Source organism: Paenibacillus arenosi, assembly GCF_014841135.1.
Classification (GTDB): domain Bacteria; phylum Bacillota; class Bacilli; order Paenibacillales; family Paenibacillaceae; genus Paenibacillus_B; species Paenibacillus_B arenosi.
Genome location: NZ_JACYTN010000007.1, coordinates 1 through 12,755, shown reverse-complemented (window position 1 = coordinate 12,755; position 12,755 = coordinate 1). Strand labels below are relative to the sequence as shown.

At 44.1% G+C, this 12,755-nt stretch carries 10 protein-coding genes; 1 reads left to right on the top strand and 9 read right to left on the bottom strand.

Annotated elements, in window-relative coordinates:
- Positions 1–292 precede the first annotated feature (292 nt).
- Positions 293–1,408, top strand: a complete 1,116-nt coding sequence (gene mnmA, locus IFO66_RS11460) for a tRNA 2-thiouridine(34) synthase MnmA (protein ID WP_192025283.1) — start codon at positions 293–295, stop codon at positions 1,406–1,408.
- A gap of 223 nt (positions 1,409–1,631) precedes the next feature.
- Here mnmA and IFO66_RS11455 read toward each other — a convergent pair whose 3' ends face one another.
- The 9 genes from IFO66_RS11455 to IFO66_RS11415 all read right to left on the bottom strand — a co-directional run bounded on the left by IFO66_RS11455 (position 1,632) and on the right by IFO66_RS11415 (position 12,551).
- Entirely contained in the window at positions 1,632–2,921 is a 1,290-nt protein-coding gene (locus IFO66_RS11455) for a hemolysin family protein (RefSeq protein ID WP_192025282.1), read from the bottom strand.
- A 280-nt stretch (positions 2,922–3,201) separates the two neighbouring features.
- Positions 3,202–3,510 carry an ArsR/SmtB family transcription factor gene (locus IFO66_RS11450; protein ID WP_028596051.1) on the bottom strand — a complete coding sequence of 103 codons (309 nt, stop codon included), beginning with the start codon at positions 3,508–3,510 and terminating at the stop codon, positions 3,202–3,204.
- 332 nt (positions 3,511–3,842) lie between these two features.
- Entirely contained in the window at positions 3,843–4,208 is a 366-nt protein-coding gene (locus IFO66_RS11445; RefSeq protein WP_192025281.1) for a fluoride efflux transporter FluC, read from the bottom strand.
- Positions 4,205–4,606, bottom strand: coding sequence for a fluoride efflux transporter CrcB (crcB, locus tag IFO66_RS11440; RefSeq protein ID WP_192025280.1), 402 nt, complete (start codon positions 4,604–4,606; stop codon positions 4,205–4,207). Before crcB ends, IFO66_RS11445 begins: the two co-directional genes overlap by 4 nt.
- Positions 4,607–4,736: 130 nt before the next feature.
- Positions 4,737–6,044, bottom strand: coding sequence for a replication-associated recombination protein A (locus IFO66_RS11435; RefSeq protein ID WP_337912920.1), 1,308 nt, complete (start codon positions 6,042–6,044; stop codon positions 4,737–4,739).
- A gap of 176 nt (positions 6,045–6,220) precedes the next feature.
- The gene (locus IFO66_RS11430) at positions 6,221–6,976 is read right to left on the bottom strand and encodes a tRNA threonylcarbamoyladenosine dehydratase (RefSeq protein WP_028596055.1); all 756 of its coding nucleotides are present in this window, start codon (positions 6,974–6,976) and stop codon (positions 6,221–6,223) included.
- A gap of 208 nt (positions 6,977–7,184) precedes the next feature.
- Positions 7,185–8,999, bottom strand: a complete 1,815-nt coding sequence (aspS, locus tag IFO66_RS11425) for an aspartate--tRNA ligase (RefSeq protein WP_192025279.1) — start codon at positions 8,997–8,999, stop codon at positions 7,185–7,187.
- Positions 9,000–9,115: 116 nt separating this feature from the next.
- Positions 9,116–10,369: a histidine--tRNA ligase gene (gene hisS, locus IFO66_RS11420; RefSeq protein ID WP_192025278.1), complete on the bottom strand. Its 1,254-nt coding sequence runs from the start codon at positions 10,367–10,369 to the stop codon at positions 9,116–9,118.
- A 601-nt stretch (positions 10,370–10,970) separates the two neighbouring features.
- Complete coding sequence (locus tag IFO66_RS11415) at positions 10,971–12,551, bottom strand: coproporphyrinogen III oxidase (RefSeq protein ID WP_192025277.1); 1,581 nt, start codon at positions 12,549–12,551, stop codon at positions 10,971–10,973.
- Between the last annotated feature and the right edge of the window lie 204 nt (positions 12,552–12,755).

Sequence of the window (12,755 nt, the reverse complement as noted above, 5' to 3'; positions counted from 1 at the left end):
CACTGGATTTGTAACTATTCATATCCTTTATATTCATTGACCATTTCGTGACGATTAAATCATTGTATTCCTATAACGTCACACTGTATATGGTAACACAACTGGGTACACTGTGGTCAAATATATACAAGCGTTTATGAAAAAATTTTACATATACAGAAAATGTGTATGAAACGACTATTTTTTTAGAAATGCCGCAAATCAGCACCATTTCGCGATAAAAGGACAATGTGTTACAATACGTGTATATATTTATTACTTACAAATTGAAAGCAAAGACGGTGATTGTTCGATGAATACAGCGAATGCTTCTACACGTGTCGTTGTCGGAATGTCCGGCGGCGTTGATTCATCGGTGACCGCCTTGCTCTTGAAACAGCAAGGTTATGATGTCATCGGTATATTTATGAAAAACTGGGACGACACAGACGAGTTCGGAAATTGTACAGCAGAAGATGATGCAGAGGACGTTCGTCGTGTCTGTGACCATATTGGTATTCCCTACTACACGGTGAACTTTGAGAAAGAATACTACGATAAAGTATTCTCCTATTTCTTAGATGAGTACCGCCGCGGTCGCACGCCAAATCCAGATGTCATGTGTAACCGTGAAATTAAATTCGGAGAGTTTCTCCAAAAAGCGCTTGATCTTGGTGCTGATTATGTTGCGACAGGTCACTATGCACGTGTTGTACAAGAAGACGGACAGTACAAACTACTGCGCGGCGTAGACAACAACAAAGATCAAACGTATTTCTTAAATGCACTGAACCAGTCACAATTGGCACGTGCTATGTTCCCTATCGGACATCTGCCTAAGCCTGAGGTTCGTCGCATTGCTGAAGAACACGGCCTTGCTACTGCCAAGAAAAAAGATAGTACTGGCGTATGCTTCATCGGCGAGCGCAACTTCAAACAGTTCCTAAGCCAGTTTTTGCCGGCACAGCCTGGAAACATGGTCGATATTCGCAGCGGTGAAGTGAAAGGACGCCATGACGGTCTGATGTACTACACATTCGGCCAACGTCAAGGACTAGGTATCGGAGGTTCTGGAAATGGAGAGCCTTGGTTTGTAGCAGATAAGGATCTTGAGAACAATATTCTTTATGTCATTCAAGGGGACAACCATCCTAGCTTGTACTCTACTGGATTAGTTGCTGCTGGGGTGAATTGGATTGCTGGCGACATGCCTGAACAACCTATACGATGTACAGCTAAATTCCGCTACCGTCAGCCTGATCAAGAGGTTACTTTGACAAAGCAAGCAGACGGCAATGTCCTTGTTGAGTTTGCCGCACACCAGCGCGCTATTACACCTGGTCAAGCCGTTGTCTTCTATGACGGCGAGACTTGCCTAGGCGGCGGTACAATCGACCGTATTCACAAGCTGGAAGCAACTCAAGTATAAGCATAATAGTTTGTAGCGATAGTTATATCGTTCATGCCTTGTACAACAACATAACTAGAAACAATATAAAAAAGCCGCATCTCTTCTGCACAGTGGTACGACCTAGCGCAGAGGAGCAAGCGGCTTTTCTTTTGTAGAAACGCATCCTAATAATTTTTATAAGTTCAGTATTCATCATCTTCATTAGTAGACAATCATCATTTCAACACAGACAAACCTATCATCATGCCGTTGAAACCGACTCCAAGGATTGTTCGGGTGCCATCACCCTCCTTATGAGAAGCCTCGTAATACGGAGATGGTACGTTTCCTCAATAACAAACTCCCATCCCCCATCTGACATAATAACTTGACCTTTTTTCGGAGCATCTACTTGGGCATAAGCCCAGCCTCCGATTGTATCGAAATCATCTGAGGCAATGTCGACATTGAAATAAGCTTTCACGGCTTCAATCAACATCATTCCGTCAACCGAAAATACATGCTCATCACGCTTCACAATTTGAGGTAATTCTTCGTCGAACTCATCTTGAATTTCGCCTACAATCTCCTCCATAATGTCTTCAAGCGTAACTAGTCCCGCTGTACCGCCATACTCATCAATTAAGACAGCAATTTGCATGCGGTTCTTCTGCATCATCTTCATAAGCGCACTAATTGACATCGACTCAGGAACACTTAATATCGGGCGAATCACTTGACGGATGTCATCAACTTCATCCGAAACTTTGACTAAGTCCTTCAGATGAACAAAGCCAATAATGTTATCCTTATCTGGATCACATACCGGATAACGGGTATGCATTTCTTCGAAGGCTGTGTCTTTGTTCTGCTCGAACGAATCTGCCGTATACAAACAGACCATATCCGTTCTCGGAATCATAATTTCCCGTGCGTGCGTCTCGGAGAATTCAAAGATATTGTCCATTAAAGCAAGCTCAGTATTATCAATAAGACCGCTTCTATGGCTCTCTTTGACTAAAATGCGTATTTCCTCCTCCGTATGGGCAGAATTATGCTCGGTTACATGCTCTACTCCAAAAAGGCGAAGCAGACGGCTCGAGATTCCATGTAACACCCATATGAAAGGATACATCAACTTGTAAAATACTGTTAGCGGCATCGCGGCCCATAATGTCACTTTTTCCGCATTGCGAACAGCGAGAGATTTCGGCGCCAACTCACCCAATACGATATGAACAATCGTAATAAGCATAAAGGCAACTGCCGTTGCAATCGTGTGAATGACAAATGGAGTTGCTCCGATTGAACTTAGCGGTTCATACAGCAATCTTGCCACCGTATGCTCCCCAATCCAACCTAGACCAAGCGAAGCAATCGTAATGCCTAACTGACAAGCCGACAAATACGCATTCAGGTTGTCAGTCAAATGCTGGGCAAACTTAGCCCTTGCATTACCTTCCTGCGCGAGCGCATCGATCCGACTTCCCCGTACTTTGACCATTGCAAATTCCGCAGCAACGAAGAAGCCGTTCAACAATACTAGCAACATGACTAACAACAATCCCCATATTATGGGTAACGGGTCACTACTCAATAGACTTTCCTATCCACCTCCCATGACGTGGACAGGTGCACCTCCTCTTAAATGAAATGAATACTGCATTGTACCTAACATTATAAATCATCTGGCACAAGCGTCAAATCGAACACAAGCTTTATAACTTAAAGAATAAGCTAGCAGCACCTCCTACAAGTGAATTAACACATTTATATTCACTGTAAGTCGCGTCCTATCCCAATAAAATGCGATGACTCGTACTTAGATATTACTATTCCTCTGAAGCGTAACGAATTGCCTCCTGCAATAACCCGATAATATGCTCATCATCACAAGAATAAAGCATGTTTTGTCCTTCTCTCCGATATCTTACGAAACGGTAAGCACGCAGCGTTTTAAGTTGGTGAGACACCGCTGATTGAGATAATTGCAGAGCATCTGCAATTTGATTGACCGCACATTCTTCGTTAGCAAGCAACGTAAGAATACGAATTCTAGTTGGATCACCCAACGCCTTAAACGTTTGTGACACACGTTCCAACACTTCTGGCCCCCAGGCCTTCTCCTGCAATAGTTCCATCGTTCACGACTCCTATTCTGAGCATATATGTATTGTGCATCAAATGATCCCTGACCGCAAACTACGACAAAGATTTATAGATACAGCAAGTTATTTATAGGGTGTCCGATGTTGTCTGAACATATCCGCATACTTGGACAACGAAAATTTATACATGTATAAATATAAGTTAAACACTCATTTGTTCATTTATTCAAATATAGTAGAGAAAGTTTCAACTTCGTCTTTCAAGTTCATAAAACGATTAGAACGTTAGAACGCTTCCATAAGCGAATTAAGAAAACAACGTTCCGTGTACATGCAGAAATACAGAAATACTGTAATGCAGTACATTACAATACGGCTTTCCCAGCAACAAGCCCCAATGCAGCCACGACTGTTGTTGCTATTGCCGTACTAAGTATATAAGCCCCGAAATAAAAGGCATTTCGAGTTTGCCATAGTTTAAGCGCTTCTACTCCAAAAGTAGAAAAAGTAGTGAATGCACCACAAAACCCTATCGCCAATAGATGGACTAGAAACTCAGGTAACATTGATGCGCAGCCAATCACGAATCCTAACAAAAATGAGCCTATCACATTAATAAGCCATGTAGGCCAAGGTATTGCTTGGGGGAAGCGTTGCACAAGCATAACACCCAACGTATGCCGCATCCATGCGCCTGCTGCCCCGCCAATAGCAACCCACAGCCAACTCATGTTTGTTCCTCCCATGATCTATTCTGCATTCCACAACGATATCCTGCTGCTGCAGCTCCAATTCCTAGCACAATCGTCAATACTTGATAAACAACAGCGGTAAGCAGCAGATTCATTTGTATAAGTTGGACCGTTTCTAGCGCAAATGTAGAGTATGTTGTAAACGCCCCGGTAATTCCAGTACCAATAAAAGCCCTCCAATATGGAGATAGGCTTTGCTTGCAGCCTATCCTAGCAGTGAACCAACCAAGGAAAGCTGCCCCGATGACATTAATAAACAACGTGGTATAAGGAAAACTCATCGTACTATCAAACGGATGGATTAAACTTATGCCATATCGCAGTAACGCACCGATCATGCCTCCTACAGCAACTGCTATCCCTACTATCTTCATCATCCGAGCAACGCCCCTTGGTTTAATACTACAGCAGATTGATTCATCTTTTGTAGCCTCGCTAGATAAATCATCAATCAATTTAAGGACACAAGCCTCTACTTTTGATGATCCCGATAAACTTATTATCCCATTACTTATTTCTGCGCAGCTGCTGGTTTATTTTCATTTTCGCTTCTGTCCCTTGATCAGTCGCGCTGAAAAAGATACGTTTACGAATAGAATCCGGCAAATACTGCTGTTCTACATAATGTCCGGGGTAATCATGCGGATACATATATCCTTTATGTCCTAATTTATCTGCACCTTTGTAATGAGTATCCCGCAAATGAAGAGGCACGTCTGCTGATTTAACCTCATCCATAGCCATGCTAATTCGCTGTAAAGCAACAGGTATCGAGTTCGACTTCGGACTTTCGACAGCAAATAATATTGCCTGGGCAATAATATACTTAGATTCCGGCCAACCGATACGATGATAAGCTTCCAACGCACTTACGGCCTGAACCATCGCTTGCGGATTGGCCAAGCCAATATCCTCACTACACGCCACTGTTAATCTTCTTATGAATGTCATTGGGTCCATGCCAAGCTTGTCTACCGCGTACATGAACCAAAACAACGCAGCATCACTTGAACCACGTATACTTTTATGAAAAGCGGACAACACATCATATTGCGTGGATTCATCTGCTTGAACGATAGGTTGGCGCACTGATTCCTCTGCTACTTGTAAATCAACATGAACAGTCCCATCTGACTGAGGCGTTGTCGTCATCGCTGCCAATTCCAAAGCATTCAATGCTCGGCGTATATCACCATTTGCCATGGAAGCAATATGCTGAAGCGCATCTGGATCAACTTTCAAGGGCATAAAGCCTAGGCCTCGTTCACGATCCTGCATCGCATGCTTCATAGCGATGATACAGTGCTCCGCTTGAAGCGGTTGTAGCTGAAACAGAGTAGATCTGCTAATTAAAGCTCCGTTCACATGATGGAACGGATTTTCTGTGGTCGCCCCGATAAAAATAATCGTCCCCTTCTCCACGGCAGGTAGCAATGCATCCTGCTGTGAGCGATTAAAGCGGTGCACTTCATCTAAGAATAAGGTCGTCTTTGTTCCATATAGCGTTTTGTTACTCTCTGCCTTCTCAATCACTGCGCGGACATCTTTAACTGAGGCATCTACCGCATTCAAACGCACAAATTCACCTTGCGTTCTCTCTGCTATAATGTTGGCAAGCGTCGTCTTACCACATCCTGGCGGCCCATACAATAGGATGGACGACACTCGATCCGCTTCAATCGCACGCCGCAGCAAGCGATTAGGGCCAATGATATGCTCTTGCCCTACGTATTCATCCAGCGTCCGCGGCCGCATCCTATCCGCTAACAGGCGCATAGTCGGTTGTTGTTCTTCTTGCATGCTGAATAAATCCACGTTGTCCCTCTTCTCCGTTTCAATTTCTTAATTTGATTTTATCATAGATACACCATGCACTCCACACAATAAGAACGCGTGTTCTCAAATAAAAACCCTTTCTGATCAGCATCGGCCACAATGGGCAACACCGATTACCAGAAAGGGAGTCTACGAACTTTATAACATACTTACCTTTATGAAGGGTACTCTACTGTCTTCAACATATCCTTAACAACTTCACTTACCATAATTAGTCCTGCTACAGGTGGAACAAATGCATTACTTGCCGGCGGCTGTTTTACTTTGCGACGGTCAGGTGCATTTTCAGGAACAATCTTCTCTGTAACATCAACACGAGGTTTCATTGGTTCTTCCGTAGAGAAGACAACCTTCACCCCTTTTTTGATTCCTTCTTTGCGAAGTTTTTGACGGATAACACGTGCAATTGGGTCAACTGTCGTCTTCGAAATGTCCGTAACTTGGAAGCGTGACGGATCCATCTTATTCGCAGCACCCATGCTTGAAATAAGCGGAATTTTACGCTGCAAGCATTCTTTAATCAAGTGAATTTTGTATACAATCGTATCCGATGCGTCAACCACATAATCCAACTCGTATTTAAACAATTCCTCATACGTTTCTTCCGTATAAAACATATTCAAGGCAATAGCATCACAATCCGGGTTAATCAATTTAATGCGATCACGCATAAGTTCTGCTTTTTTCTGACCTACTGTTGTCGTCAAAGCATGAATTTGACGATTCAAATTCGTAATATCTACAACATCTTTATCGATCATAATAATGCGGCCTACACCTGTACGCGCTAGCGCTTCCGCAGCAATAGAGCCTACGCCACCAATACCTAGAACAGCTACTGTGCTGTTCTTCATCTTTTCGATCCCTTCAGGGCCAATAGCCAACTCCGTACGTGAAAAAGCATTCAGCATAAAAAAATACCTCCTCTATTTACTCATCATTCACATGTTTTCATTCGCTTTAAACACATAACAATCTCCCTCAAGCAGCCAGAACATGAGGCCGCATAGAGGGAGATTGAGATATATCTGTATACATCGCGCAAGCATGTGTTAGTTTCCTAGCTTCTCACTAGTTCGCGCCGATGCAATTCATTGCAGTAGCATAATGCTCTTACGATTACTCTGTTTCAGAAGCAGCTGCAGCTTGCTCTTCTGCTGCCTTTTCCTTCTTCTTCACTGTTGTCTTGATGCTGAGCTGGTGCAGCTGTGCGAAATCTACCTCGCTCGGCGCATTCACCATTAAGTCTGTTGCACTTGCCGTTTTAGGGAATGCGATCGTCTCACGCAAGTTTGTTGCGCCAGCCAATAGCATCACAAGACGGTCAAAGCCGAATGCAACACCGCCGTGTGGAGGTGTACCGTATTCGAATGCATTCAACAAGAAACCGAATTGCTCTTGTGCCTCTTCTGGAGAGAAACCAAGCGCTTGGAACATCTTCTCTTGTACTTCGCGCTTGTAAATACGCATGGAACCGCCACCCACTTCGTAACCGTTCAATACAAGGTCATATGCTTGTGCACGAATTTGACCTGGGTCTGTATCGAAGAATGGAACGTCTTCTTCGATTGGACGTGTGAATGGATGATGCTCTGCTACATAACGTTTAGCTTCTTCATCATAGCCAAGCAATGGGAAGTCCACAACCCAAGCAAACTTATATTTGCTGTCGTCGATAAGACCAAGACGACGACCGATATGCAGACGCAAGTTGCCAAGCACGTCAGCTACCACTTTCTTCGTATCTGCGGAGAAGAGCAACAAGTCGCCTTCTTCTGCGCCAAGACGCTCACGAAGCGCTTCGATCTCCTGCTCGTTGAAGAATTTCACGATTGGACCTTTGAATTCGCCGTCTTTTACTTGAATCCAAGCCAATCCTTTCGCTCCGTAGCGTGCTGCAAATGGTCCAAGATCATCGATCTCTTTACGGCTCCATGTGCCACAGCCTTTCGCGTTCAAACATTTCACTGCGCCACCTTTTTCGATGACAGAAGCAAACACTTTAACACCAGATTCAGCAACGATATCCGCTACATCAACTAGCTCTAGACCAAAACGAAGGTCTGGCTTGTCAGAACCGTATTTGTCCATAGCATCCTTGTACGTGATACGCTGGAATGGTGTTGGGATATCCGCGCCAACTGTTTCTTTGAACAAGCGAACCATAAGGTTCTCCATCATTTCAAGAAGCTGATCTTGCGTCAAGAAAGAAGTCTCGATATCGACTTGTGTAAACTCTGGCTGACGGTCAGCACGCAAGTCTTCGTCACGGAAGCAACGAGCAATTTGATAGTAGCGCTCAAGGCCAGATACCATTAGAAGCTGCTTAAAAATTTGTGGAGATTGCGGCAATGCATAGAACTCACCTGGATGCACACGGCTTGGTACCAAGTAGTCACGTGCACCTTCTGGTGTGCTCTTCGTCAAGATTGGTGTCTCTACTTCGATGAACTCTTGCTCATCAAGGAAGTCACGGAAAATTTTAGCTGCTTTAGAACGCATTATAAGCGTCTTCTGCATTTCCGGACGACGAAGATCCAAATAACGATATTTCAAACGCAAAGACTCATCAATTTCAATTCCGTCTTCAATGAAGAACGGAGGATTTTTCGCTGCATTTAATACTTCAATCTCAGTAACACGAACTTCAACTTGTCCTGTAGGCAAGTTTGCGTTTACCGTTTCTGCATCACGTTGAACCACTTCACCGCGAACAGCAAGTACATACTCGTTACGAACTTTATCACCGATCTCAAGTGCTTCCTTCGAGAAATCTGGGTTAAATACGATTTGTACAAGACCGCTGCGGTCACGCAAATCTACGAACAATACTCCACCCAAGTCACGACGACGTTGAACCCAGCCGTTCAATGTAACTGTTTCACCAATGTTTGCAGTCGTTAACGCACCGCATTGATGTGTTTTAACTAACATAATAGCCACCTCAATTTATAAAATGTAAAGCTGTTGAAAAACCTTTATTTTCAAGCACTCTGGCACTTTGTGTACGAAAGTGCGCTTCACTTCCGTCTATTTCTCGCCCTTTTCTATTACTTTGATGATTTCAGCGCTTCTACGAGCTGTTCAATCTTCACGAACTGCTGCTCGCCAGCTTGTAAATCTTTCAAAGCAATCTCACCGCGCTCAAGCTCGTCATCACCCAAGATAGCTGCATACCGTGCTTTCATTCGGTCAGCAGACTTCATCATCGCCTTCATTTTACGGCCTTGATAGTCTTTTTCACCAGACAATCCATTTACACGCAAATGATGAAGAATCTTCGTCGTCTCCTGCTCTGCTTTCTCACCTAGAGCAACCAAGTATACATCTAGCGGAGGAGCTTGCTTAATTGCTACTTCTTGCTTTTCCAGCAGCAGCACAATACGCTCCATACCGATACCGAAGCCAATTCCAGGCTGTTCAGGACCGCCAATATCGGAAACTAGACCGTTATAGCGCCCACCGCCACCAACCGTATCAATCGCTCCAATTCCTTGTGCCTTATATTCAAATGCAGTATGTGTATAGTAGTCGAGTCCGCGCACCATACGATGGTTTACTTCATACTCGACACCCATTGCATCCAAGTGGCCTTTCACTTTTGTAAAGTGTGTCGCGCACTCTTCATCCAAACTTTCAAGAATAGATGGAGCAGCTGTAAACTTCTCTTGATCCACTTTACAATCCAACACACGCAGCGGATTGCGCTCCATACGGGATTGGCAGTCTTTGCACAATGTTTCTTTCATTGGGGATAAGAAATCAAGCAAGCTTTGGCGATAAGCAGCACGGCTTGCTGCATTACCAACGGAGTTGATTTCTACTTTTACACCGCTCAAACCGACTTCTTTCATGAACTGGTAGCCAAGTGCAATAATCTCTGCATCTAAACTTGGATCTACAGCACCGAACGCCTCCACACCAAACTGATGGAATTGACGGTAACGACCTGCTTGCGGACGCTCATAACGGAACATCGGTGCAATATAATACAGCTTCGTTAGATCAGGCTCACCATACAATTTGTTCTCAACATAAGCACGGACAACACCTGCTGTATTTTCAGGGCGAAGCGTCATGCTACGCTTGCCTTTGTCTACAAATGTGTACATCTCTTTCTCCACGATGTCCGTTGTGTCGCCCACACCGCGTTGGAACAATTCTGTCTGCTCAAAAATCGGTGTACGAATTTCTTTGTAATTGAATCGACGGCACAAGTCACGAGCCGTCTCTTCGACACTCTGCCAAATTTCTACTGTACCAGGAAGCAAATCTTGCGTACCTGTTGGCTTCTGGAATGCCATAACGCTCACCCTCCTATATGCATAAAAAAACTCCCGTCCCGCGCTGCATCAAACAACGCATAGGGACGAGAGATTGGTTGTGTCCATTCACCCGTGGTGCCACCCACATTCCGGAAAGCTGGATCGTGTATTTCATCCTGATCCTATCAGCAATTCCGCTTCATTCGCGTATAACGTCCGCTCCACGCCTAACGGCTACCGCTGACATCACCTACAAAAGTTATCACTCATGCAGCAATGCGTTTCGCCGTCGGTTCTCGGGGGTGTCATTCATTCGTCCTACGCCAAGACCCTTCCAGCCTAGAGGTCTCTCTCTGATAACGAGGGTATCGAATTACTTGTTCCCGTCATTGAATCTCAACTATAAGTGTGTTGCACAGATGCACTACACTTCGATATATAAAGAACATTGTAATAACCGATACGACGAAAGTCAAGCTTATGAGCGTGGAAATAAGCGAACAAGAAAAAAACCTGCACCACTGTGCAGGTTATCAATAAGATATATTCTTAAAAGGGGGTCATGTGTTTAGTATAGGCCTGCTACATTAAAGGAACATGAAGCAATGATTACAAACATATTACAATTTAGAAAGCGCTTTTAGAACATATCTTTCATCATGTCGATCTTCTTTTGTGTAACTTCTTTATAATTATCATTGTACACTTTCGGCTCTTTGGGGTTCGCATAACGTGTAATCTCCCCAGTAACAGGGTGTACCCACTTCGTCGTTGCGCCGCAGCCTAGTCCTACAATGGATTGTATTTCTTCAATAATCAAAATGTTATACAAACTCTCCATTCCAGGTAAAGCATATCCCACGTTTTCGAGATTTCCTAAAATGTTTTTTTGTCGATACAAATAATAAGGCTCATATCCGTGATCATCTGTCCAATCACTTGCCGCCTGCATCATAGCACCGATTTCTTCACGTCCAGCTACTTTGAATTTCTCCTCACCGCGATGTTTGGTCATCTCAGACGCACGCTTGAACGACAGCGTATGAACAGTAAGTGATTCTGGCATCAACTTTTGCGTTTCATTCAAAGTATGCTGGAATTCAGGTAGCCCTTCACCAGGCAATCCGATGATGAGATCCATGTTAATGTTGTTCATGCCCATTTCTCTAGCTAGCTGATACTTATCAATCGTCTCTTCTACACTGTGATGGCGACCGATAATATCGAGCGTTTCCTGTGTGTAGGACTGTGGATTGATGCTGATTCGATCAATGCCCCATTTATCCAGTACAGCAAGTTTCTCTGGTGTAATCGTATCTGGACGGCCTGCCTCCACCGTAATTTCACGAACTTGCTCCACATTAGGGAACGATTCATATACCTCTTCGTAGAGCATATCCATTTCTTCAGCAGTAATACTCGTAGGTGTACCCCCGCCAAAGTAGATCGTTGTAATGCGAACGCCTCGCTCTTTTAGGAAACGGCCAACCTCTCGAATCTCATAGTGCAAACCACCAAGAAATGAATCAACAGAGCCTTGGCGTCCATTAATATCATACGCAGGGAATGTACAGTAAGCACATTTCGTTGGGCAGAAAGGAATGCCAATGTAAATACTCAATTCTTTTTGTAGTTGATCTAGATCAGGTAATGCGGTTAGTTGACGATCAACGATTCGCTCCATCAATGCGATTTTTTCAGCTGTAATCAAATAATCTTCCTTAAGCATCTGACGTGCTTCCTCACTGGAAAGCCCACGGCGACGAGCATCGTGTCTTAGCTTAGTTGGACGAACGCCAGTCAGTATTCCCCATGGCTGCTCCAACCCGCTCCACTCTGTCATCAATGCAAGCATGGCATGACAGAGTCCGTTTTTCACTTGCTTGCGGTACTGCTCATAGCTTGAGCCTGCTTCGACAGATCGTTCATGAATCGTCGTATACGTTAGAAGCTGCCCTTCGGTATTTCGCGTCAACATTTTTCCCTTCAAGTGCAAAGAGCGAAGTTCTTTAATTGACTCGCCAGCTGCCAATTCCCCAGCATCATCATGAATGGACAACACAATGCCCATTTCATAGCCTTCCTTATCTACATTGCTGACAAGCTGTTCTTCATCCACTGATATTGAATATTCAACCTGCGGCTGTTCCACATATAACTGTATTAGATGGACGAGCGAGCGCTCAAAAGCAGACTCGTTCGCACTTAACCATACGCGCATGTATTCCTCCTGATTGTTGTTACAGTCTGCAGAGAAAAAGCTCAACAGACTACTATTTATAACAGTAACGCACAATAAAATGGGGCTGTCCCAAAAGTAGGTCGTTCACCTTAACGAGACCACTCACTTAATAAGTAAATCGGCAAAAATAAAAAAAATGACGGTGCTAGGAGGTTATCCCTGCACCGTCATTTCTACTTTTTG

What these genes read in the sequence shown, in the direction of transcription:
- mnmA (WP_192025283.1), top strand. Translation starts at nt 293, where the DNA reads ATGAATACAGCGAATGCTTCTACACGTGTCGTTGTCGGAATGTCCGGC.
- IFO66_RS11455 (WP_192025282.1), bottom strand. Translation starts at nt 2,921, where the DNA reads ATGTTGCTAGTATTGTTGAACGGCTTCTTCGTTGCTGCGGAATTTGCA.
- IFO66_RS11450 (WP_028596051.1), bottom strand. Translation starts at nt 3,510, where the DNA reads ATGGAACTATTGCAGGAGAAGGCCTGGGGGCCAGAAGTGTTGGAACGT.
- IFO66_RS11445 (WP_192025281.1), bottom strand. Translation starts at nt 4,208, where the DNA reads ATGAGTTGGCTGTGGGTTGCTATTGGCGGGGCAGCAGGCGCATGGATG.
- crcB (WP_192025280.1), bottom strand. Translation starts at nt 4,606, where the DNA reads ATGATGAAGATAGTAGGGATAGCAGTTGCTGTAGGAGGCATGATCGGT.
- IFO66_RS11430 (WP_028596055.1), bottom strand. Translation starts at nt 6,976, where the DNA reads ATGCTGAATGCTTTTTCACGTACGGAGTTGGCTATTGGCCCTGAAGGG.
- aspS (WP_192025279.1), bottom strand. Translation starts at nt 8,999, where the DNA reads ATGTTAGTTAAAACACATCAATGCGGTGCGTTAACGACTGCAAACATT.
- hisS (WP_192025278.1), bottom strand. Translation starts at nt 10,369, where the DNA reads ATGGCATTCCAGAAGCCAACAGGTACGCAAGATTTGCTTCCTGGTACA.
- IFO66_RS11415 (WP_192025277.1), bottom strand. Translation starts at nt 12,551, where the DNA reads ATGCGCGTATGGTTAAGTGCGAACGAGTCTGCTTTTGAGCGCTCGCTC.